Raw genomic sequence first — 21,145 nt, 5'->3', positions numbered from 1 at the left:
CCCGGGACGCGCATGCGTCTAGGCGAGCTTGCCGGCGAATGATGCGGAATTCGGCATAATCGTCGCCGCGGTCACACGCCTTTGCTAGCGTGCGCCATCGCTTGCGACTCCGGGGTGGTTGTCGTGGACGTGAAGCTTTCGGCCGAAGACATGCAGACGCTGTTCGATGCGCTGCCCGACGTGGTGTTCTTCGTGAAGGACCGCGCCGGTCGCTACACCCATGCCAACCTCACCCTGGTGCGCCGGCTGCGCCTTAAGCGGCGCGACGAGGTGGTCGGGCGCAGCGTCGCCGAACTGTTCCCAAGCGCGCTGGGCAGTTCCTATGCCGCACAGGACCGGCGCGTGCTGGCCGGCGAGTCGATCGAGAACCAGCTCGAGGTGCATCTGCTGCCCAGCCGCGCGCCGGGCTGGTGCCTCACCTGCAAATACCCGCACCGGCAGCGCGGCGAGGTGTGCGGTGTGATCGGCATCTCGCGCGACCTCGGTCATCCGGATGGCCGCCATCCCACCTACCCGCGGCTGGCGCGGGTGATGGAACACATGCAGGCGCACTACGGCAGCAACGTGCGCGTGTCCGCGCTGGCGGCGCTGGCCGGGATCTCGGTGGCGCAGCTGGAACGGCATTTCCGCCGCGTGTTCCAGCTCACCCCGCAGCAGGCACTGACCAAGCTGCGCATCGAGGCGGCGATGCGCCTGTTGCATGGCGCCGGCAGCGTGGCCGACATCGGCCTGGCCTGCGGCTTCAACGACCAGAGCGCGTTCGCGCGCCAGTTCAAGGCCACCGTGGGCATGACCCCGCGCGAGTTCCGCGGCCTGCACGGCTGATCCACTGTCGCATATCGCATGTTTGTGCGGACCTCCGCATGAATGGCGATCCCATACGACAAGACATCGCAAGAACACGTCGGTCACGATGAATCCCGGGTTCTGCGCGATGCACTCGCCGGATCACCGCGGTCGGGCCAGGAGAGGGGCCTGGGGGAAACGGCAGCTTCGAACGGGATGCCATGTGCTGGCCGGGCGGTTGCACAGATCGGGTGCGGCCCGGATGTCCGATTCATCGAAGATCTGGAGAAGACGCGGATGAACAAGAACACGCTGTCGCGGGGCCGCGCGCCTCTGCGGCGACACGTCATGGCGCTTGCGCTACTGGCGGGATTGGGGGGTGTCGGCCAACTGCATGCTCAGGCGACGACGGGCTCCATTTTTGGCCAGGCACCGGCTGCGGCCGGCGAAACGATCCAGGTACGCAATACCGCCGGCTTGGTCCGGCAGGTGCCTGTGGATTCACAGGGTCGCTATGCACTGAACGCGCTGCCCTTGGGTACCTACACGGTGACCCTGCTGCGCGACGGAAGAACGATTGACGAGCGATCGAACGTATCGTTGCGGGTGGGAGCCGGCACCGAAGTGTCGTTCGCCGCGGTGACGAACGCGAAGGAACTGTCGGCCGTGACGGTATCGGCTAGCGCCCTGCCCGCCATCGACGTCACGGGTGTCGATTCGCGCACCGTGATCACCTCGGAACAACTGGCCCACTTGCCGCTCGCTCGCAATGCCGAGGCGATCGCGCTGCTGGCGCCGGGCGTGATCCAGGGCAGCGGCTACTTCACCGGGCCCACGGGCGGCAGCGTGGTGTCCTTCGGCGGCTCCGCGGTGACCGAGAACGCCTACTACATCAACGGATTCAACACGACCGACCCGCTCAGCGACTTCGGCGGCTTCACCCTTCCGTACGGCGCGATCGACCAGCAGGAAATCCTCAGTGGCGGCTACGGCGCGGCCTACGGTCGCTCCGACGGCGGCGTGATCAGCCAGGTCGGCAAGCGTGGCACCAACGAATGGCATTTTGGCGCCCAGGTGCTGTGGACGCCCGCGTTCGCCCGCGGCGATCAGCGCGACATCGTCTTCATGCGCGGTGCGGATCGCGGCAAGCTGTACAACGACAACGCCCACGAGCGCTCGTGGACGACCGTGGTCAGCGCCTACGCCGGCGGTCCGCTGATCAGGGACAAGCTGTACCTGTTCGCGGCGGTCGAGGCCGAGCGCCGCCAGGGCAATACCATCAGTTCCACCGATTCGCCCCAAAACACCCGGTACCGCAACGATTATCCCAAATGGTACGCCAAGCTGGACTGGAACATCACCGACAGCAACATCCTGGAAGTGACCGGCGCATCCACCAAGCGCTCCTATTCGGCCGACCTCTACGACTACGACTACGCCACCGGCAAGACCGGTGCGCGAACGGGTGCGGCCACGTCGACCAAGACCGGCGCCGACCTCTACATCGGCAAGTTCACCAGCTACCTCACCGACGCGCTGACGTTCTCGGCGATGTATGGCCGCATGGATGGCACCTACTACAGCCAGATCGACAACCGCTATCCCTCCATCGGGCGCCTGTACAGTGCAAAAAAGCAGAACCCGGCGCTCAACGGTGGCCATACCATCGCCAGCCCGCAGACCCTGGGCAAGGTGGACGATCCCACCCATACCTCGCGCAACACCAACCTGCGCCTTGATCTCAGCTACCGGCTGGGCGCGCACACGCTGTCGGCAGGTATCGACAACCAGACCATCGATGACATCAACGACGGCACCAAGATGGTCGATCCAGGCTACGCGTGGGAATACAACAAAGGCAACCCGAACACGCCCATCGCCGCGGCGCCTGGCGCCGACAATTATGTCGCCGCGCCGGGCAGCTACCCGGGCGGCGCCACCGGTTACTACGTGGCCAAGTACCGGCGTTACGGCGGCGGCTCGGTGCGGGTGGTCCAGCGCGCGCAATACGTGGAGGACAGCTGGCAGGTCAGCGATCGTTGGCTGGTGAAGCTGGGCCTGCGCAACGACCAGTTCACCAACTACAACCCGGGTGGCGAGCCTTATCTGCGGCTGACTTCGCCGCAGTGGGCGCCGCGCGTGGGTTTCAGCTGGGACGTGGACGGCGATTCCAGCTTCAAGGTCTATGGCAACGCGGGTCGCTACTACCTCGCCTTGCCGGCCACGGTGGCCATGCGCCAGGCCGGCGCGCCGCTGTACACCCGTCAGTTCTTCACATATACCGGCATCGACGCCAACGGTCAGCCCACCGGCCTGACCCCCATCGACACCGGCCGCGGCCTCGGCGCACCGATTTCAGTGAACCGCGAATACGGCCAACCGCATGACCCGAAGATGGTGGGTGCCGTCAACCTGAAGTCGGAGTACCAGGACGAATACATCCTGGGCTTCGACCACAAGCTGGGCGATGCCTGGGTATACGGCGCCAAGGCCACCTACCGCAACCTGCGCAACGCCATCGACGACTTCAGCGACTCCGGCGCGATCGCCGCCAAGATGGATCGCATGGGCATCGACCGTAGCACCTACGATGCCGATGCAATTTCCGGCGCCTACCTGTTCAACCCGGGGCGGACCAACATCCTCAAGGTGGCCAAGCTCGCCGGCGGCTACTACGAGGTGCCGATGAGCACCGCGGATTTCGGTTTTCCCTCGGGCCTGAAGAGGCATTACTACGGTCTGAACCTGTATCTGGAGCATCCGTTCGACGGCACGTGGTACGGCAAGGTCGACTACCTGTTTTCGCGTAGCTATGGCAATACGGAAGGCCAGGTCCGTTCGGATATCGGCCAGACCGACGTGTCGGCCACGGTGGACTGGGATTACTGGCAGGTCATGGAGTACGCCAACGGCGAGCTGTCCAACAGCCGGCGCCACCAGCTCAAGGCCTACGGCTCATACCAGCTGACGCCGGAATGGATGTTGTCGGGCAACCTGCTGGTGATGTCCGGCGCACCGCGCAGTTGCCTGGGCTACTACGGTCCGCAGGAAACCAATCCTGGCCTCGCCTATAGCGGTGGCTACTACCACTGGTGCGCCGGCAAGGTGTCGCGGCCGGGTGACGCCGGGCACAACCCGTGGCAGTACACGCTGAGCGTCAGCGCGGAATACCGCCCGGCGTGGGCCGGCAAGAAGCTGGCCTTCAACGTGATGGTCTACAACCTGCTGAACAACCGCGTGGTGACGCAGACCTCCCCGTTCTACGGCTCTACTGGGGGGGAGAATCCTTACTACATGACTGCGGTGGATCAATCGCAGCCGCGTTATGTGCGCTTCGGCGTCTCTTACGACTTCTGAGGGCGCTTCGAGAAGTATCCCTAGAGCGGAAGCCAAGACTTCCGCCGCTCGCCACTTGTCCTCCCCAACCAGCCGCCCGTCACGGGCGGTTTTTTTGTCCTGATTCGATAAGAGCCTGTTCACGATCTCCGCGTGGCCCGCGTTGCCTTGCTTTGGCCGCCAAGTGGGAGTGCGTGGCGCAGCGCCTGCCTGGCTGGCAGGCCAAGCCGCGCGCTGCCGCATGGCGGCCAAAGCAAGGCAACTCGAAGGGCCGGGTCTGTTGGCCCACAGGCCGGCGTCATCGTTCAATCGTGGACGGACGTCCACTCCCTCACTCTTCCTTGGCCTGCGTGCAAACAGCTCCCGGCGCGGGCTACGCGGAGATCATGAACGGACTCTAAGGTGCGCAGCTATACTCGCCGCCTGTTGCGCACAGCGCGGGCGAACCGGACGGAGATGGGTCGCGATCCACACAATCCGCCGCCATCCTTGCAGGGCCGCGTGGTGGTGATCACGCGGCCCGCCGGCACCGCCGGTGCGCTGGCGCGTCAGGTGCGCGCAGCGGGTGGGGTGCCGCTGCTGCTGCCGGGCTTGTCGCTGCGCGCGGCGGCGGATCGCGAGGCGGCGCGCACGGCGCTGGACCGGGCGCTGCGCGACGAACTGCTGCTGTTCACCAGCCCCGCCGCGGTGCGCTTCGCCGCCGCGCTGCGGCCGCTGGCCACGCGTGCGCAGGTGTTCGCGGTGGGGCAGGGCACGGCCGCCGCGCTGCGCCGGCACGGCCTGGACGCGCAGGCGCCACGGCGGCAGGACAGCGAGGGCCTGCTCGACCTGCCGGCGCTGCGCGAACCGCGCGGGCGAAGCGTGGCCCTGGTCGGCGCCGCGGGCGGGCGCGGCCTGTTGCGCGAACGACTGGTCGCGCGCGGCGCGCAGCTGCGCGAAGTGCACGTCTATGCCCGCGTCGCTCCGCGGCTGGACCGCCGCCACCTGGAACCGCTGCTGCGCCTGCCGCCGGACGCGCGCGTGCTGCTGTCCAGCGGCGAAGCGCTGGACAAGCTGCGCGCGATCCTGCCGCCGCCGGCGTGGTCCCGGCTGCGCGCCGCGGTGGCGGTGGCGAGCAGCGAACGGTTGGCCGCGCTGGCACACGCCGCCGGCTTCGCCGAGGTGCGCGTGGCCGCGTCGGCGCAGGCCGACGCGATGCTCGCGGCCGCCTGGGCAAGCGCCTGAACCGGCTTTCAGCCGCCACCGGCGTGCCCTGCTAGCATGCGCGCATGAACCAGGACGAAGCCACCCGCGACACCGCCGCGCCCGTGGGCGCGCCCGCCGACACCACCCGCCCGCGGCCCGCCGCCGCGTCGCCGCGCCGCCCCGGCGGCGGCAGCCTGGCGCTGGCCCTGCTGCTGGCGTTGCTGGCCATCGTCGGCACCGGCTACGTCGGCTGGCGCCAGTGGCAGCAGATGCGCGACCACGGCGCCAGCCGCCGCGCCGCAGCCGACCTGGAGCAGCGCGTCAGCGTGCTGGAGCACAGCCTGGCCGGGGTCAGCAGCAACGGCAGTTCGCTGCGCCAGCGGCTGGACGACGCCGAGCAGGTGAACCGCTCGCTGCGCGAGGAACTGCTTGGCCAGGGCGAGCGCCTGCGCGCGCTGGAAGGTGCGGTGGGCAAGCTGTCCGAGAAGACCCTGTCCGGCCACGACGCGATGCTGCTGGACGACACCGAGTCGCTGCTGCGCATGGGCCAGCAACGCTACGAGCTGTTCCACGACGCGCGCGGCGCCGCGGCGGCCTACGCGCTGGCCGCGCAGACCCTGGCCGGGGTGGACGACCAGGCCTTCGCCGGCCTGCGCCAGGCCATCGAAGGCGAACGCGGCGCGCTGCTGCAGAGCGAGCCGGCGGGCCGCGCGGCCATGCTCGACACCCTCGCCGCCCTGCGCGGCGAAGCCGCCGGTCTGCCGCTGAAACCGCTGGACGAGACGGGTGCCCCCGCCGACGGCGCCTGGGCGCGCATCGGCCGTGCACTGGCCGGCGTCATCAGCGTGCGCCGCGACAACGGCGCGCCGCTGGCCGCGGCCGACGCGCGCTTCGCCCACGAACTGCTGGCGCTGGACCTAGCCCAGGCGCAGGAAGCCCTGCTGGCGCGCGACAGCGACGCCGCCCGCGCCGCGCTGCAGCGCGCCGACGCCGGCCTCGCCGCGCAGTTCGACCCGCAGGCGGCGCCGGTGCGGCACGTGCGCGAACAGGTCGCCGGCCTGCTTGCCGGATTGAAGCCCACCGCGCCGGTGCAGCTCGGCGCCGCGCTGGGCGAACTGCGCAACCTGCGCGCCGTGCACGCGCTGTCCGGCGGCCAGCCCGCGCCGGCGCCGGCGGCGTCCAGCCACGGGGCCAGACCATGAAGCTGTGGCGCTGGATCCTGCTGCTGGTGGTCGTCGCCGCGCTGGCCGCGTTCGGCTGGCACTGGGTGGCGGCGGATCCCGGCTACGTGCTGGTGCGCATCCGCGGCTGGCAGGTGGAAACCTCGCTGCTCGCCGCGGTGGTGATCCTGCTGCTGGCCTGGGCGGTGCTCGCCGGGCTGTGGCGACTGGCGCGCTGGCCGTTCGGCGCGCTGTCGCGGCGCCATCGCCGGCTCAGCCGGCAGCGGCTGGGCGAGGGCCTGGTGGCGCTCACCGAAGGCCGCCACGGTGACGCCGAGCGCGACCTCAACCGCGCCTCGCGGCTGGCCGCGCTGCGCGGCCCGGCCCTGCTGGCCTCGGCCGAGGCCGCCTCGCGTCGCGGCGAACACGGCCGCGCGCTGGAGGCGCTGGACGAGGCGGCCCAGGTGGCGCCGCGCGCCGCGCGCGTGCTGCGCGCCCGCGTGCTGCGCCGCGACGGCAAGCCGGCCGAGGCGCTGGCCCTGCTGGCGCCGGACGCCGACGCCAGCCAGCTCAGCCCCGGCGGTTGGCGCGAACTGGCGCTGGCCGCGCTGGCCACCGGCGACACCCGCCGCGCCCGCGAGGCGCTGGAACCCCTGCAGAAAAGCGGCGCGCTGGGCGCGCGCGGCTACGCCGCGCTGGAAGAACGCGTGCTGGTCGCCAGCCTGGACGCCGCGCCCGACGCGGCCGCGCTCAACACGCTGTGGTCGCAGTTGCCCAAGCCGCAGCGGCGGGTGAGCGCCACCATCGACGCCTACGCCCGCCGCGCCGCCGGCTTCGGCCTGGTGCTGCCGGCGATGGACGAACTGGAATCGGCGCTGCGCCGCGAATGGTCGCCGCTGCTGGTGGGCACCTGGGGCACCCTGCCCGGCGGCGACATGGAAGCCCGCCTGCGCCGCGCCGAAGGCTGGCTCGACGCCCATCCCAACGACCCGGTCCTGCTGCTGGCCGCCGGCCGCCTGTGCGTGCGGCTCAAGCTGTGGGGCAAGGCCCGCCAGTACCTCGAACGCTCGCTGGCGCTCGAGCCCGGCGCCGGCGCGTGGGAGGCGCTGGGCGATGCCTGCGCCGGCCAGGGCGACGCCACCCAGGCCCAGCGCTGCTACCGCAACGCGCTGGCCGCGGTGCGCGGCGAAGCCGTGCCGCGCGCCGGCGGCGCGCCGGGCCCCGGCATCGACACCCGCGGCATCGCGGTGGAAGAGCGCGACCAGCACGGCGTGCCGCGGTTGCGCGGCTAGGGCCGCGGCGGCGGCACCGTTCGTCACAAAACGGCGCCCGCCCGAGAACTTCCCTTTCCCGCGCCAGTCCCAGAGCAGATCCAACGGGGAGGCGCAGATGGAATCGAGACACCCGGGAAGCACGGCCCTGGCCTGCATCGGCCTGCTGCTGGTCGCGACGGCCGCGGCGGCGTCGCCGCAACCGGCGAAGACCCCCGACAGCTACGCCAGGCCGGGCAAACTCGTCGCGATCGGCCAGGGCCGGCACCTCGACCTGCGCTGCAACGGCAGCGGGCCGGCGACGGTGCTGCTGGAAGCCGGCTCGCACGCCGATGCATCGAGCTGGTTCCGCGTGCAGCCGCGGCTGGCCGCGCACGCCCGCGTGTGCTCCTACGACCGCGCCGGCTACGGCTTCAGCGACGAGGGGCCGCTGCCGCGCGGGCTCGACGCCGACGTGGCGGACCTGCACGCGTTGATCCATGCGGCCGGGCTGCATGTGCCGCTGGTGCTGGTGGGGCATTCGCTGGGCAGCAACATCGTGCGGCGCTATGCCGGCGAACATCCCGGCGACGTCGCCGCGCTGGTGCTGGTCGACCCGCCGGCGCAGGACCTGGGCCGCTTCATGTCGGCGCAGTGGATGAAGGACGACGTGGCGATCAACAAGCAGCGCGACGTTTTCCTCGCCCGCTGCGAGCAGGCGGCCGAACACGGCCGGCTGGCCAGGCCATCGGCCGCGCTGGCGCAGTGCATCGACGGGCCGGCGCCGTGGCAGAGCAAGGCCGTGGCCGCAGCCGACCACGCACGCATGCTGCGCCCGGTGTTCTGGCACACCCTGCGTTCGGAGCTGGCGCAGAACGCGCGGGTGTTCGCGCAGCCGGTGCCGAAGGACGAGTCGCACGGCGACACGCCGTTGCTGGTGCTGCAGGCCGCCGGCACCTACGCCGACGCGCCGGCGGACATGCGCAGGCGGCTGGAGGCGGCACGCGACGCCACCCAGCGCGGCATCGTGGCGACCTCGACCCGCGGCGAGCTGCGCAAGGTGGCCGACACCTCCCACGACATCGAGCTGGACCAGCCCGGCGCCGTGGTCGACGCGGTGACGCAGGTGCTGGAGGAAACCGCGCGCGTGCTGCCGTCGCGCTGAGCAGGCTCTCAGCCGCCCAGCGCGCGCAGGAACCAGCGGATCGACGGCGCGCCGATGTAGTGCGCCCAGGCGTCGACGTCGCGCACCCGCGCGTCCTCGTCGTCGCCGCAGGCATGCAGGTAGGCCAGCGCGCCGCCGTGGCGGGTGCCGCGTTCGCACAGGTCGCGGGCGTTGCGCAGGGTGGCGCGGATCTTCTTCTCGTTGCGGATCATGCCGGGCGCGGCCATGAGTCGGTCCACGCAATCGTCCGGCCAGCTGGCGACCGTGGCCAGGTCGAAGCCGGCGAAGGCCTGGCGGATCGCGGGCCAGCGCCGGCGCACCACGGCCGGGCGGAAGCGGGCCTGGAACACGGCGGCGGCGAGCAGCTCGAACACCTCGTCGTCGCTGCGCGCCGCGCCGCCGAGCGGGTTCCAGCCCGGCACCACCCGCGGGGTGGTCACGGCATGCGCCCGGCCGGCGCGGCCTGCCTACAGCGGCGTGAGGTTGGCATACGCCGCCACCAGCCACTTGCTGCCGGCGTCCTCGAAGTTCACCTGCAGCCGCGTGTGCGCGCCGTTGCCCTCGGCGGCGGTGACGACACCTTCGCCGAAGCTCGGGTGGCTGACGCGCTGGCCCAGCCGCACCGGCGGTTCCTCCTGCCACGACGCGGCCGCGGCGGCCGGCCGGCCGGCGTAGAGCGGCCGGCTCACCTGCACGCGCGGGCGCACTTCGTCCACCAGCTCGGCGGGAATCTCGCCGAGGAAGCGCGAGGGCCGCGCCAGCATCTCGGTGCCGTGCATGCGGCGCGACTCGGCGTAGCTCAGCACCAGCCGCGCGCGGGCGCGGGTGATGCCCACGTAGGCGAGCCGGCGCTCCTCCTCCAGCCGGCCCTCGTCCTCCACCGAGCGCTGGCTGGGGAACAGGCCTTCCTCCAGCCCGACCAGGAACACCAGCGGGAACTCCAGGCCCTTGGCCGAGTGCAGGGTCATCAGCTGCACGCAGTCGTCCCAGGCCTCGCCCTGGCCTTCGCCGGCTTCCAGCGCGGCGTGCGACAGGAACGCGGAAAGCTCGTCGAGGCCGGCCTCGATGTCCTCCTGCGTGCGCTCGAAGCGGCTGGCGACGTTGACCAGTTCGTCCAGGTTCTCCACCCGCGCCTCGCCGTTGCCGCGGCTGTCCTTCTCGTAGTGGTCGCGCAGGCCGGTGTGGGTGATGGCGTGGTCGACCTGCTCGGCGAGGGTGAGACCGCTGCTCCCCTCTCCCTCCGGGAGAGGGGCCGGGGGTGAGGGTTCGGTTGTACGGGAGCCTTCCGGCAAGCCCGGCCCCTCACCCCGGCCCTCTCCCCGGAGGGGAGAGGGGGAAGTACCGGGAAGGGTGGAGGGAGAAAAATCGCGGGCCATCTGGTCGATCAACGCCAGGAACGCCTTCACCGCGTTCTTGGCGCGGCCGGCCAGTTCGCCGCCGCCGGCCAGTTCGCCCAGCGCGGCTTCCCACATCGAGGTATTGCCGGCGCGCGCGTGGCGGCGCAGCACGTCCAGCGTGCGGTCGCCGATGCCGCGCGGCGGGGTGTTCACCGCGCGCTCGAACGCGGCGTCGTCGTGGCGGTTGGCGGCCAGGCGCAGGTAGGCCAGCGCGTCCTTGATCTCGGCGCGCTCGAAGAAACGCTGGCCGCCGTAGACGCGGTACTTGATGCCGAACTGGCTGAGCTGCTCCTCGAAGTTGCGCGACTGCGCGTTGGAGCGGTAGAGGATGGCGCAGTCGCGCGCGTTGCCGTGCTCGCGCACGTATTCGCGGATGCGCTCGACGACGAAGCGCGCCTCGTCCTGCTCGTTGTAGGCCGCGTACAGCGCGATGCGCTCGCCCTCGCCGCCGGCGGTCCACAGGTTCTTGCCCAGGCGTCCGCCGTTGCGCGCGATCACGCCGTTGGCGGCCTTGAGGATGGTGGCGGTGGAGCGGTAGTTCTGCTCCAGCTTGATCGTGCGCGCGCCGGGGAAATCGCGCAGGAATTGCTGCATGTTCTCCACCCGCGCGCCGCGCCAGCCGTAGATCGACTGGTCGTCGTCGCCCACGGCGAACACCTTGCCGACCTGGCCGGCGAGCACGCGGATCCACGCGTACTGCAGCGCGTTGGTGTCCTGGAACTCGTCGATCAGCAGGTGGCGCCAGCGCTGCTGGTAGTGCTCCAGCACGGCGGGGTTCCTCAGCCACAGCTCGTGGGCGCGCAGCAGCAGTTCGGCGAAGTCGACCAGGCCGGCGCGCTGGCAGGCGTCCTCGTAGGCCTGGTAGATCTGCACCAGGGTGCGGGTGACCGGATGGTCGCCGTGCTCGATGTCGCGCGGGCGCTTGCCCTCGTCCTTCCAGCCGTTGAGGGTCCAGGTGGCCTGGCGCGGCGGGAAGCGCGCCTCGTCCAGGCCCAGCCCGGCCACCACGCGCTTCACCAGCCGCTGCTGGTCGTCGGCGTCGAGGATCTGGAAACCCTCCGGCAGCCCGGCTTCGCGCCAGTGCCGGCGCAGCAGGCGGTGCGCGATGCCGTGGAAGGTGCCCACGGTGAGGCCGGTGGTGCCGCCGGGGATCAGCGACTCCAGCCGCGCGCGCATCTCGCCCGCGGCCTTGTTGGTGAAGGTGACGGCCAGGACCGCCCACGGCGGCACCCGTTCCACCTGGGTGAGCCAGCCGATGCGGCGGGTAAGCACGCTGGTCTTGCCGGAACCGGCGCCGGCGAGCACGAGGTAGTGGCCGGGCGGGGCGCAGACGGCTTCGCGCTGCGCGTCGTTGAGCGTGTCGATCAGGTGCGAGACATCCATCGCACCGATTGTAGCGGGCCCGATGCGGAAACCGCCGCGAAGGCGGCGGTCCCGGGGCGACGGAAGCGGTGGCTCAGCGCTTCTTCACGATGCCGCCGACCAGCAGCAGCGCACCCACCACGATGCCGGCGATGCCCGCCCACTGCGGCACCGCCTTGTCGTGCGTGGCGGTGAGCTTGGCCGAGCCCAGCTGCACCAGGGTGTCGGTCTGCTGGTAGCTGCCGTGGCCGAGGACCACCCACAGGCCCGCGGCCAGCAGGGCGATGCCGACGATGATCAATCCAGCGCGCATGGAACGTCTCCAGTGGGTGAACGTGACGCCGAGTATGCCGGCTGCGGATGTATACGGACAGTCGGCGGGACGCGGGCGAAAAAAAGCCCCGAAGGCTTAGGGGGAGCCTTCGGGGCCGGGGAAACGAAACCCAGGGGAGAGGTTCGTTTCCGGGTGGCTGCTCAGGGAGGTGAGAGCCAGGGATGCCGTTGCGTGCATCCGATACTGAGAACGCGCCAGGGCGGAAAAGTTGCAACCCGGACGCGAAAAAAATTTGCCGGCGGTTCATGATCACGGAAAGCTAACGAACGGGCGGGGGAGCACCCCTCCCCAGCCCTCCCCCGCAAGCAGGGAGGGTGCAGCGCTCGCTCCTGGCTTTTGCCCCTCCCCCTGCGTGCAGGGGGAGGCTGGGAGGGGGTAGGTATGCGCCGGGTTGCTGCGGCGCCGTCCCTGCCGATGCTCAGTGCGCCTGGTCCCAGTTCGCCCCGACGCCGGCTTCCACCAGCAGCGGCACCGCGAGGGTCGCCGCGCCGGACATGCGCTCGACCACCGCGGCGCGCACCGTCTCCACCGCGTCGGCGCGCACCTCGAACACCAGTTCGTCGTGCACCTGCATCAGCATGTGGGCGTCGTCGCGGGGCTTCAGCCAGGCGTCCACGGCGATCATCGCGCGCTTGATGATGTCCGCCGCGGTGCCCTGCATGGGCGCGTTCACCGCGGCGCGCTCGGCGCCGGCGCGCAGCGCCTGGTTGCGGGCCTTGAGGTTTTCCAGGTACAGCCGGCGGCCGAACAGGGTCTCCACGTAGCCGTCGCGGTGCGCCTGCTCGCGGGTGGCTTCCATGAAGGCATGCACGCCGGGGTAGCGGGCGAAGTAGCGCGCCATGTAGTCGCCGGCCTCGCCGCGGTCCACGCCGAGCTGGCGCGCCAGGCCGAACGCGCTCATGCCGTACATCAGGCCGAAGTTGATCGCCTTGGCGGCGCGGCGCTGGTTGGCGGTCACTTCCTCCGGCTTCAGGCCGAACACCTCGGCGGCGGTGGCGCGGTGGATGTCGCCGCCTTCGTGGAAGGCCTTCAGCAGGCCCTCGTCGCCGGACAGGTGGGCCATGATGCGCAACTCGATCTGCGAGTAGTCGGCCGCCATCACCACCCAGCCCTCGGGCGCTACGAAGGCCTGGCGGATGCGCCGGCCTTCCTCGGTGCGTACCGGGATGTTCTGCAGGTTGGGATCGGTGGACGAAATGCGCCCGGTGGCCACCGCGCCCTGGTGGTAGCTGGTGTGCACCCGGCCGGTGCGCGGGTTGACGTTGTCGGCCAGCTTGTCGGTGTAGGTGGAGCGCAGCTTGGCCAGGCCGCGGTAGTCGAGGATCAGCCGCGGCAGGGCGTGGTCGTCGGCGATCGCCTCCAGCGCCTCCTCGTTGGTGGAGGGCTGGCCGGTGGGCGTCTTCAGCTTGGCCGGCAGGCCGAGTTCGTCGAACAGGATCGCCTGCAGCTGCTTGGGCGAGTCGAGGTTGAACTCGCGCCCGGCTTCCTTCCAGGCCTGCTGCTGCAGTTCCAGCATGCGCTTGCCGAGCTGCTGGCTCTGCCGGCGCAGCTCGCCGACGTCGATCAGCACGCCGCGCTGCTCCATGCCGGCCAGCACCGGCACCAGCGGGATCTCGATGGCCTCGTACACCTTGCGCAAGGACGGCACGCCTTCCAGCTGCGGCCACAGCGCGTGGTGCAGGCGCAGGGTGACGTCGGCATCCTCGGCCGCATAACGGCAGGCGGTGTCCAGGTCCACCTGCGAGAACGGGATCTGCTTGGCGCCCTTGCCGGCCACCTCTTCGTACTTCACGGTGTCGTAGCCGAGGTATTTCCGCGCCAGCGAATCCATGTCGTGGCGCGTGGCGGTGGCGTTCCACACGTAGGATTCCAGCATGGTGTCGTGGCGCAGGCCGCGCACCGCGATGCCGTAGTGCGACAGGATGTTCATGTCGTACTTGGCGTGCTGGCCCAGCTTGGGGCAATCGGGGTCTTCCAGCAGCGGCTTCAGCGCGGCCAGCACGGCGTCGCGGCCGAGCTGCGCCGGCGCGCCGGGGTAGTCGTGCGCCAACGGGACGTAGCAGGCCCTGCCCGGTTCCACCGCCAGGCTGAGGCCGACGATGTCGGCGCGCATCGGGTCGAGCCCGGTGGTCTCGGTGTCGAAGGCGATCAGCGGGGCGCTGCGCAGCATGTCCAGCCAGGCGTCGAGCTGCGCCTGGGTGGTGACGAGTTCGTAGGCGCCGGGGGCCGCAGGCTCGAAGCCGCTCGCCGCCTGGGAGAGCGGTTGGGGCACGGGGATGGCCGGGCCTGGCGCTTCGCCCGTACCCTCATTCCCGGCGCCGCTCCCGGGGGGGGCGGGGGGCAGGGGTGTCGCTGCGGCGTTGTCGAGTTCCTTCAGCGCCGCCCTGAACTCGTAGCGCGTGTACAGCTCGCGCAGCGCCGCCGCGTCGGCTTCGCGCAGGGACAACCCGGTCGGGCCCGCGTCCAGCGCGACGTCGGTCTTGATCGTCACCAGCTCGCGCGACAGCGGCAGTTGCGCCAGCGCCGCGCGCAGGTTCTCGCCGATCTTGCCGCCGATCAGGCCGGCGTGGGCGATCACGCCGTCGAGCGAGCCGTGCTCGGCCAGCCACTTCGCCGCCGTCTTGGGGCCGCACTTGGGTACGCCGGGCACGTTGTCCACGGCGTCGCCGACCAGGGTGAGGTAATCGACGATGCGCTCCGGCGGCACGCCGAACTTCTCCAGCACGCCGGCACCGTCCATGGTGGTGTTGGTCATGGTATTGACCAGGGTGATGCCGGGGCGCACCAGTTGGGCCATGTCCTTGTCGCCGGTGGAGATCTCCACCTCGATGCCCTGCGCATGCGCCTGCAGCGCCAGCGTGCCGATCACGTCGTCGGCCTCCACGCCAGGCACGCGCAGGATCGGGAAGCCCAGCGCGCCGACGATGGCCAGCATCGGTTCGATCTGGGCGCGCAGATCGTCGGGCATCGGCGGGCGGTTGGCCTTGTATTGCGCGTACAGCGCGTTGCGGAAGGTGGGGCCGGAGGCGTCGCTGACGAAGGCGGCGTAGTCGGGCTTCGCCTTCAGCGTGGAACGCAGCATGTTGACCACGCCGAACAGCGCGCCGGTGGGTTCGCCCTGTGCGTTGGACAGCGGCGGCAGCGCGTGGAAGGCGCGGAACAGGTAGGAGGAACCGTCGATCAGGATGAGCTTGGGCATGGGCCGATTCTCGCACGCCGGTTCACGGGGCGCTGCGCGGGCGCTGCTATGCTCTGGCCTCCCGTCGAGGTCGCCGCCATGAAGTCCGTCACCTGCCTGTTCGCCCTGGTCGCCGTCGTCGCGCTGCCCGCCTTCGCGCAATCCACCGGCGACCGGCCGCAGTTCCAGCCCGCGCCGCCGCCGCCGGGGATGAACGACCCCGGCGTGAAGCCGGTCGCGCCGCCCGCGGCGCAGAGCGCGCCCACGCCCGCCACCACGCCGGCGGAGCCCGCGCCCAGCCGTTATCCGTCGCGGCCGATCCCGGCGCCGCGCATGCCCGGCCAGGCCAGCGCGCCCGGCGCCACGCTGCCGCCGCCGCCCGACGTCAGCGTGCGCCAGGAAGGCGACAACACGGTGGAGGAATACCGCGAGAGCGGCCGCGTCTACATGATCGTGGTGCGGCCCAGGCACGGCATTCCGCAGACCTACATGGTCGATCCGCAGGGCCGCATGCATCCCGAGAACGGCGCGCCGCCGGTGAAGCCGGTGATGTACAAGATCCTCGAATGGGGCAAGAGCAAGCCGGCCGAGGCCTCCTCCAGCGCCGGCGGCTGAGCGCGCGCCATGTCCGGCCGGCCCGACTGGCTGCCGTTCGCGCTGGGCTCGGCGTGCTTCGCCGCGCTCACCGCGCTGTTCGGCAAGCTGGGCGTGGCCGGCATCAATTCCAACCTGGCCACCTTCATCCGCACCCTGGTGATCCTGGGGGTGACCGCGGGCATCGTCAGCCTGCGCGGCGAATGGGAACGGCCCGCGGCGATGCCCTGGCACAGCTGGGCGTTCCTGCTGCTGTCGGGCGTCGCCACCGGGCTGTCGTGGCTGTGCTACTACCGCGCGCTGCAGCTGGGGCCGGTGAGCAAGGTGGCGCCGATCGACAAGCTCAGCGTGGCGATCGCGATCGTGCTCGGCCTGCTGTTCCTGGGCGAGCGGCCCAGCCTGCCGCTGCTGGTCGGCGGCGGGCTGATCGTGGCGGGTGCGATGGTGATCGCGCTGGGTTGACGGATCATCCGTCCAGTTCCGGGTAGTGCCGGAAGATGCCCTGCTCGTTGAACGCCAGCCGCCGCGGCGAAGCGAGATAGGCGGCGACGTTCGGACGATCGGCCACGCGCGCGGCCAGCGCGTGCAGCCGCGGCAGCTTCGGCCGCAGGCGGCGCATCGCGCGCGGGAAGGCATAGTGCAGGCCGCCCACCACCTGGAACAGCGACAGGTCGACGTAGGAGTGCGCGGCCAGCGCGTGCTGGCCGTCGCCCTGCGCCAGCACCTGCTCGAAGTAGCCGAGGAACTTCGGCAGGCGCTGCCGGCGGAATTGGGCGGCGCACCGCGCGGCGGCCTCGCGCTGGTCCTCGTAGTACAGGCCGGCGGCGAGCGGGTGGTGGGTGTCGTGCGCCTCGGCCACCAGGTCGCTGACGGTGAGCTGCAACTGTTGCGCCTGCAGCCGCGCCGCGGCGCCTTCCGGTACCAGGCCCAGCCGCGGACCCAGCCAGGCCAGGATCAGCGCGGTCTGCGCCAGCACCGTGCGGCCGGCCTTCAGGAACGGCGGCGCGAACGGGCGCAGGCCGGCGCGGTCGCCCAGCAGGAACGGCTCCATCGCCTCGTCGCCGCGCTCGCGCGCCACGTCGACGTAGTCCGCGCCGGCATCCTCCAGCGCCAGGCGCACGAATTCGCCGCGGCCCTGGATGCCGCTCCAGTAGTACAGCTCGTAGCGCATCGCCGTTCTCCCGCAGGGGATGGCGGGCAGGCTAGGCGCGCGCGGCTCAACGCGGCGTGAGCGCGGCGCGCCGCCGCCTGCCGCCGGAACGGGGATTGGCTTCGGGCGCACGCTGGGTTGCAATGCGCGCTTCGCCCCAATCACGCTCGCCATGTTCCATCGCTTCCTGCCCGACCGCTTCACCTGCGCGCTGCTGCTGACCGTGCTGCTGGCCAGCGTGCTGCCCTGCCGGGGCGCGTGGGCCACGGCGTTCGGCCGGCTCACCGACGCGGCGATCGCGCTGCTGTTCTTCCTGCACGGCGCCAAGCTGTCGCGGCAGGCGGTGCTGGCGGGCGCCATGCACTGGCGACTGCACCTGACCGTGCTGGCCAGCACCTTCGTGCTGTTCCCGCTGCTGGGCTGGGCGCTGCGTCCGCTGCTGGCGCCGCTGGTGACGCCGGGGCTGTACCTCGGCGTGCTGTTCCTGTGCGCGCTGCCGTCCACGGTGCAGTCGTCGATCGCGTTCACCTCGATCGCGCGCGGCAACGTCTCCGCCGCGGTGTGCGCGGCATCGGCGTCGAGCCTGCTGGGCATCTTCGTCACGCCGCTGCTGGTGGGCCTGCTGCTGGAGGCGCACGGAGGCGGCGGCATGTCGTGGCATGCGGTGGGCGAGATCGTGCTGCAGCTGCTGGTGCCGTTCGTGGCGGGGCAGGTGGCGCAGCGCTGGATCGGCGGCTGGGTGCAGCGGCACCGGCCGCTGGTCGGCGTGGTCGACCAGGGCTCGATCCTGCTGGTGGTGTATACCGCGTTCAGCGCCTCGGTGCTGCAGGGCCTGTGGAAGCAGACGCCGCTGCCGGTGCTGGGCGGCCTGCTGCTGGCGAACGCGGTGCTGCTGGCGCTGGCCCTGCTGGCAACGCGCTACGGCGCGCGCATGCTGGGCTTCGGCAAGGAGGACGAGATCACGATCGTGTTCTGCGGCTCCAAGAAGAGCCTGGCCAGCGGCATCCCGATGGCCAAGGTGCTGTTCGCCGGGCATCCGCTGGGCATGATCGTGCTGCCGATCATGCTGTTCCACCAGATGCAGCTGATGGTGTGCGCGGTGCTGGCGCGGCGCTATGCGCGGCGGCCCGAGGCGGGAACGCCGGGCGGCGAGGATACGGCGCCGGCGGATTGAGCGCGAGGCGGGGTTGGCCCCTCACCCCGGTCCTCTCCCCGGAGGGGAGAGGACGCAGAGCCAGTGCGGGGTGCTGGATTCAGTGGCGAAAATGGCGCATCCCGGTGAACACCATCGCCATGCCGTGTTCGTCGGCGGCGGCGATCACCTCGGCGTCGCGCATCGAGCCGCCCGGCTGGATCACCGCGCTGATGCCGGCCTCGGCGGCTGCGTCGATGCCGTCGCGGAACGGGAAGAAGGCGTCGGATGCCATCACCGAGCCGCGCACTTCCAGCTTCTCGTCGGCGGCCTTGATGCCGGCGATCCTCGCGCTGTAGACGCGGCTCATCTGGCCGGCGCCGATGCCGATGGTCTGGCGGTTCTTCGCATAGACGATGGCGTTGGACTTCACGAACTTCGCCACCTTCCACGCGAAGACCAGGTCGTCGATCTGCGCCGGCGTGGGCGCCACCCGGGTCACCACCTTGAGGTCGGCGGCGGTGACCATGCCGGTGTCGGCGGTCTGGATCAGCAGGCCCGAGCCCACGCGTTTCACGTTGTGGCCCGGATGCGGCGCGACGAGGTTGCCGTCGGCCGGCGGCGGGATCACCAGCACGCGCACGTTGGCCTTCTTCGCGAACGCCTTCAGCGCCTCGTCGGCGTAGCCCGGCGCCAGCACCACTTCGACGAACTGCCGCGCCACGATGGCTTGCGCGGTTGCGCCGTCCACCGCGCGGTTGAACGCGATGATGCCGCCGAAGGCCGAGGTGGGGTCGGTCTGGTATGCGAGGTCGTAGGCCTTGCCGATGCCGTCCAGGCTTACCGCCACGCCGCAGGGGTTGGCGTGCTTCACGATCACGCAGGCCGGCTTGACGAAGCTGCGCACGCATTCCCACGCGGCATCGGCGTCGGCGATGTTGTTGAACGAGAGTTCCTTGCCCTGCACCTGCTCGAACGTGGCCAGCGTGCCGGGCGCCGGATACAGGTCGCGGTAGAACGCGGCCTGCTGGTGCGGGTTCTCGCCGTAGCGCAGGTCCATCAGCTTCACGAAGCGGCCGTTGGCCTGGCCGGGGAAGGCCTCGTGGCCGGCGATGGCCTCGTGCGCCTCGTCGAGCCGGAGGCCGCTGAGGTAGTCGCTGATCGCGCCGTCGTAGTCCGACACGTTGTTGAACGCGGCGACCGCGAGCCGGAAGCGCGTGGCGCGCGAAAGGCCGCCGTGCCGCTCGATCTCCGCCAGCGCCTCGTCGTACTGCGACGGGTCGGTGAGCACGCCCACGTCGTTCCAGTTCTTCGCCGCCGAGCGCAGCATCGCCGGGCCGCCGATGTCGATGTTCTCGATGGCCTGTTCCAGCGTGCAATCCGGCCTCGCGACGGTGGCTTCGAAGGGATAGAGGTTCAGCACCAGCAGGTCGATCGGTGCGATGCCGAGCCCGGCCATCACCGCGTCGTCGGTGCCGCGCCGGCCGAGCAGACCGCCGTGCACCTTCGGGTGCAGGGTCTTCACGCGGCCGTCCATGATCTCGGGGAAGCCGGTGAGCTCGCTGACGTCCCTCACCGCGATGCCGGCCTCGCGCAGCGCCTTGGCGCTGCCGCCGGTGGAAAGCAGTTCCACGCCCTTCGCGGCGAGGCGGCGGCCCAGCTCGACCAGCCCGGTCTTGTCGGAGACGCTGAGCAGGGCGCGGCGGACGGGGACGACGGCGGGGGCGGACATGGCGGCTTCCGAGGTTGGGAAACCGCGAATTATAGCGCCTGGCGGCGGTGCCCGCGATGCCGGGCGATTGGACGTCTAGACGTCCGGGATGGCGATCGCGTCAGATCAGCCCGTGCGCGGCGAGCTTCTTGCGCAGCGTGGCGCGGTTGATGCCGAGCGCGGCGGCGGCGCGGCTCTGGTTGCCGTCGTGGAACGCCAGCACCTCGCGCAGCAGGGGGCCTTCCACCTCGCGGATCACCAGCGCATGCAGGCCTTCGCCGCAGTCCGCGTCGCCGATGTCGGCGAGATAGCGGCGCACAGTGCGGCTGACGCATTCGCTCAGCGCGCTCTGCGACGAGGCTTCCCGGTTCGCCCCGTTGGCAGGCATTCTGACGGCGTTCACGGGCATGTCCCCTCACGAGCTGACGCGACGGCTGCGTCGGCCGTCGCTTGGGTTATGGCTTGCCGCTGCGTGCGGCGGGTCTGCGGCCGCGCTGGCGAATGCGCGGGGTCACCGAGTGTACCCGCGTGGGCCGACAAAATTAAGGGCCTGGGTAGCCAAAACGGACGCGTCCTATTCGAAATCCAGCGAGAACGTGACCGCGCGCTGGCCCGGGTCGTCCACTTCGAACACCAGCGCGGCGCTGGCGCCGGCGGCGAGGCCGCGCGGCCGCACGGCGCGGTCGCCGAGATAGTCGGCGGGGCGCAGGCGGCGCATCGCCAGGCGCTTGCCGTCCACGTCGAACAGGGTGATGGCCACCACCGGCCACGGCTGGGCGAACGCGGCGTCGTTGCGCACGGTGGCGCTGATCAGCAGCGCGCCGGGCACGGACGGGTGGCTCTGCACGTCGCGCGCGAGCAGGTGCAGCCGGCCCACGTCGCGCACCAGCGGCAGCTCGCAGCCGAGCGCGGCGCAGGTCGCGCGCAGCCAGCCGCCGACGACCGGGTTGGCCACCAGCGCGTCGCGGCAGGCCCAGCCGACCTGCGCGGCCAGCAGCAGCGCGAGCAGCAGGCAGGCGACGATCCACGGCCAGCGGCGCGAGGCCGGTGGCCGCGGGCGCGCGAAGCGCGGCGCGAAACTGAGCTGCGAGAAATCCTCGGACGCCGGCGCGGCGGCGTCGGCCACGGGCTCCGGTTCGGGCTGGCGCGGACGGTACACCGCCAGGTCCAGCCGCGGCGGTTCGAACGCCGGCTCGTTCACCGGCAGCTCGCGGAACGGCTCCGGCGGCAGCTGCTCGGCCAGCGTGGCCAGGCTGTCGAAGCCGGCGCCGCAATGTCCGCAGGTCACGTAGCCGTGCGCTTGCGCGAGCGTGTGCGCATCCAGCGAAAACACGGAGAGGCATTCAGGGCATTGCGTGTACATGCGGGCCGTGGCGAGCGAGCTGCCGCAAGCTTAGCAGGGAGC

At 71.1% G+C, this 21,145-nt stretch carries 17 protein-coding genes; 9 read left to right on the top strand and 8 right to left on the bottom strand.

The features are described 5' to 3' along the window. Window positions 1–114: 114 nt before the first annotated feature. The 6 genes from QMK61_RS11000 to QMK61_RS10975 all read left to right on the top strand — a co-directional run bounded on the left by QMK61_RS11000 (window position 115) and on the right by QMK61_RS10975 (window position 8,882). Window positions 115–825 carry an AraC family transcriptional regulator gene (locus tag QMK61_RS11000; protein ID WP_302072248.1) on the top strand — a complete coding sequence of 237 codons (711 nt, stop codon included), beginning with the start codon at window positions 115–117 and terminating at the stop codon, window positions 823–825. A gap of 456 nt (window positions 826–1,281) precedes the next feature. After that, the gene (locus QMK61_RS10995) at window positions 1,282–4,143 is read left to right on the top strand and encodes a TonB-dependent receptor (protein WP_345783628.1); all 2,862 of its coding nucleotides are present in this window, start codon (window positions 1,282–1,284) and stop codon (window positions 4,141–4,143) included. A 435-nt stretch (window positions 4,144–4,578) separates the two neighbouring features. Beyond that, window positions 4,579–5,346, top strand: a complete 768-nt coding sequence (locus tag QMK61_RS10990) for a uroporphyrinogen-III synthase (RefSeq protein WP_302072246.1) — start codon at window positions 4,579–4,581, stop codon at window positions 5,344–5,346. A 44-nt stretch (window positions 5,347–5,390) separates the two neighbouring features. Further along, window positions 5,391–6,509 carry a hypothetical protein gene (locus QMK61_RS10985; RefSeq protein WP_302072245.1) on the top strand — a complete coding sequence of 373 codons (1,119 nt, stop codon included), beginning with the start codon at window positions 5,391–5,393 and terminating at the stop codon, window positions 6,507–6,509. After that, window positions 6,506–7,759: a heme biosynthesis HemY N-terminal domain-containing protein gene (locus QMK61_RS10980; RefSeq protein ID WP_302072244.1), complete on the top strand. Its 1,254-nt coding sequence runs from the start codon at window positions 6,506–6,508 to the stop codon at window positions 7,757–7,759. The genes QMK61_RS10985 and QMK61_RS10980 overlap by 4 nt, the downstream gene beginning before the upstream one ends. Before the next feature lie 97 nt (window positions 7,760–7,856). Further along, window positions 7,857–8,882: an alpha/beta hydrolase gene (locus tag QMK61_RS10975; RefSeq protein WP_302072243.1), complete on the top strand. Its 1,026-nt coding sequence runs from the start codon at window positions 7,857–7,859 to the stop codon at window positions 8,880–8,882. An 8-nt stretch (window positions 8,883–8,890) separates the two neighbouring features. On the opposite strand, the gene QMK61_RS10970 is transcribed toward QMK61_RS10975, so the two are convergent. The 4 genes from QMK61_RS10970 to polA form a co-directional block, all read right to left on the bottom strand. Next, a complete protein-coding gene (locus tag QMK61_RS10970; protein WP_302072242.1) occupies window positions 8,891–9,322 on the bottom strand; it encodes a DNA-3-methyladenine glycosylase I in 432 nt (143 codons plus the stop codon). A gap of 27 nt (window positions 9,323–9,349) precedes the next feature. Further along, window positions 9,350–11,662 carry a 3'-5' exonuclease gene (locus tag QMK61_RS10965; RefSeq protein WP_302072241.1) on the bottom strand — a complete coding sequence of 771 codons (2,313 nt, stop codon included), beginning with the start codon at window positions 11,660–11,662 and terminating at the stop codon, window positions 9,350–9,352. A gap of 73 nt (window positions 11,663–11,735) precedes the next feature. Continuing rightward, window positions 11,736–11,954: a hypothetical protein gene (locus tag QMK61_RS10960; RefSeq protein ID WP_302072240.1), complete on the bottom strand. Its 219-nt coding sequence runs from the start codon at window positions 11,952–11,954 to the stop codon at window positions 11,736–11,738. Window positions 11,955–12,393: 439 nt separating this feature from the next. Then, window positions 12,394–15,174 (bottom strand): DNA polymerase I, encoded by a 2,781-nt coding sequence (gene polA / locus QMK61_RS10955; protein ID WP_302072239.1) that lies wholly within the window; start codon window positions 15,172–15,174, stop codon window positions 12,394–12,396. Between the two features lie 78 nt (window positions 15,175–15,252). Between polA and QMK61_RS10950 the strand changes: the two genes are divergently transcribed. Together QMK61_RS10950 and QMK61_RS10945 are read left to right on the top strand one after the other, a co-directional pair. Next, window positions 15,253–15,768: a DUF2782 domain-containing protein gene (locus QMK61_RS10950; RefSeq protein ID WP_302072238.1), complete on the top strand. Its 516-nt coding sequence runs from the start codon at window positions 15,253–15,255 to the stop codon at window positions 15,766–15,768. A gap of 9 nt (window positions 15,769–15,777) precedes the next feature. Continuing rightward, window positions 15,778–16,209, top strand: coding sequence for an EamA family transporter (locus QMK61_RS10945; protein ID WP_302072237.1), 432 nt, complete (start codon window positions 15,778–15,780; stop codon window positions 16,207–16,209). Between the two features lie 4 nt (window positions 16,210–16,213). On the opposite strand, the gene QMK61_RS10940 is transcribed toward QMK61_RS10945, so the two are convergent. Further along, on the bottom strand, window positions 16,214–16,918 hold the full coding sequence (locus tag QMK61_RS10940) for a glutathione S-transferase (RefSeq protein WP_302072236.1): 705 nt from the start codon (window positions 16,916–16,918) through the stop codon (window positions 16,214–16,216). A 151-nt stretch (window positions 16,919–17,069) separates the two neighbouring features. On the opposite strand from QMK61_RS10940, the gene QMK61_RS10935 reads away from it, so the two are divergent. Then, window positions 17,070–18,071 (top strand): bile acid:sodium symporter family protein, encoded by a 1,002-nt coding sequence (locus QMK61_RS10935; RefSeq protein ID WP_302072235.1) that lies wholly within the window; start codon window positions 17,070–17,072, stop codon window positions 18,069–18,071. A 79-nt stretch (window positions 18,072–18,150) separates the two neighbouring features. Here QMK61_RS10935 and purH read toward each other — a convergent pair whose 3' ends face one another. The 3 genes from purH to QMK61_RS10920 all read right to left on the bottom strand — a co-directional run bounded on the left by purH (window position 18,151) and on the right by QMK61_RS10920 (window position 21,103). Beyond that, complete coding sequence (purH, locus tag QMK61_RS10930; RefSeq protein ID WP_302072234.1) at window positions 18,151–19,761, bottom strand: bifunctional phosphoribosylaminoimidazolecarboxamide formyltransferase/IMP cyclohydrolase; 1,611 nt, start codon at window positions 19,759–19,761, stop codon at window positions 18,151–18,153. Between the two features lie 100 nt (window positions 19,762–19,861). Further along, window positions 19,862–20,149, bottom strand: a complete 288-nt coding sequence (locus QMK61_RS10925; protein WP_302072233.1) for a helix-turn-helix domain-containing protein — start codon at window positions 20,147–20,149, stop codon at window positions 19,862–19,864. A 165-nt stretch (window positions 20,150–20,314) separates the two neighbouring features. Continuing rightward, the gene (locus QMK61_RS10920; RefSeq protein WP_302072232.1) at window positions 20,315–21,103 is read right to left on the bottom strand and encodes a zinc-ribbon and DUF3426 domain-containing protein; all 789 of its coding nucleotides are present in this window, start codon (window positions 21,101–21,103) and stop codon (window positions 20,315–20,317) included. Window positions 21,104–21,145: the final 42 nt, after the last annotated feature.

Source organism: Fulvimonas sp. R45 (assembly GCF_030504985.1).
In the GTDB taxonomy this organism is placed as follows: domain Bacteria; phylum Pseudomonadota; class Gammaproteobacteria; order Xanthomonadales; family Rhodanobacteraceae; genus Rhodanobacter_A.
Note: the sequence above shows the minus strand (reverse complement) of the source record. Positions and strands in the feature narration are given on the sequence as shown.

What these genes read in the sequence shown, in the direction of transcription:
- QMK61_RS10990 (WP_302072246.1), top strand. Translation starts at nt 4,579, where the DNA reads ATGGGTCGCGATCCACACAATCCGCCGCCATCCTTGCAGGGCCGCGTG.
- QMK61_RS10985 (WP_302072245.1), top strand. Translation starts at nt 5,391, where the DNA reads ATGAACCAGGACGAAGCCACCCGCGACACCGCCGCGCCCGTGGGCGCG.
- QMK61_RS10980 (WP_302072244.1), top strand. Translation starts at nt 6,506, where the DNA reads ATGAAGCTGTGGCGCTGGATCCTGCTGCTGGTGGTCGTCGCCGCGCTG.
- QMK61_RS10975 (WP_302072243.1), top strand. Translation starts at nt 7,857, where the DNA reads ATGGAATCGAGACACCCGGGAAGCACGGCCCTGGCCTGCATCGGCCTG.
- QMK61_RS10965 (WP_302072241.1), bottom strand. Translation starts at nt 11,662, where the DNA reads ATGGATGTCTCGCACCTGATCGACACGCTCAACGACGCGCAGCGCGAA.
- QMK61_RS10960 (WP_302072240.1), bottom strand. Translation starts at nt 11,954, where the DNA reads ATGCGCGCTGGATTGATCATCGTCGGCATCGCCCTGCTGGCCGCGGGC.
- polA (WP_302072239.1), bottom strand. Translation starts at nt 15,174, where the DNA reads ATGCCCAAGCTCATCCTGATCGACGGTTCCTCCTACCTGTTCCGCGCC.
- QMK61_RS10950 (WP_302072238.1), top strand. Translation starts at nt 15,253, where the DNA reads ATGAAGTCCGTCACCTGCCTGTTCGCCCTGGTCGCCGTCGTCGCGCTG.
- QMK61_RS10945 (WP_302072237.1), top strand. Translation starts at nt 15,778, where the DNA reads ATGTCCGGCCGGCCCGACTGGCTGCCGTTCGCGCTGGGCTCGGCGTGC.
- QMK61_RS10940 (WP_302072236.1), bottom strand. Translation starts at nt 16,918, where the DNA reads ATGCGCTACGAGCTGTACTACTGGAGCGGCATCCAGGGCCGCGGCGAA.
- QMK61_RS10935 (WP_302072235.1), top strand. Translation starts at nt 17,070, where the DNA reads ATGTTCCATCGCTTCCTGCCCGACCGCTTCACCTGCGCGCTGCTGCTG.
- purH (WP_302072234.1), bottom strand. Translation starts at nt 19,761, where the DNA reads ATGTCCGCCCCCGCCGTCGTCCCCGTCCGCCGCGCCCTGCTCAGCGTC.
- QMK61_RS10925 (WP_302072233.1), bottom strand. Translation starts at nt 20,149, where the DNA reads ATGCCCGTGAACGCCGTCAGAATGCCTGCCAACGGGGCGAACCGGGAA.
- QMK61_RS10920 (WP_302072232.1), bottom strand. Translation starts at nt 21,103, where the DNA reads ATGTACACGCAATGCCCTGAATGCCTCTCCGTGTTTTCGCTGGATGCG.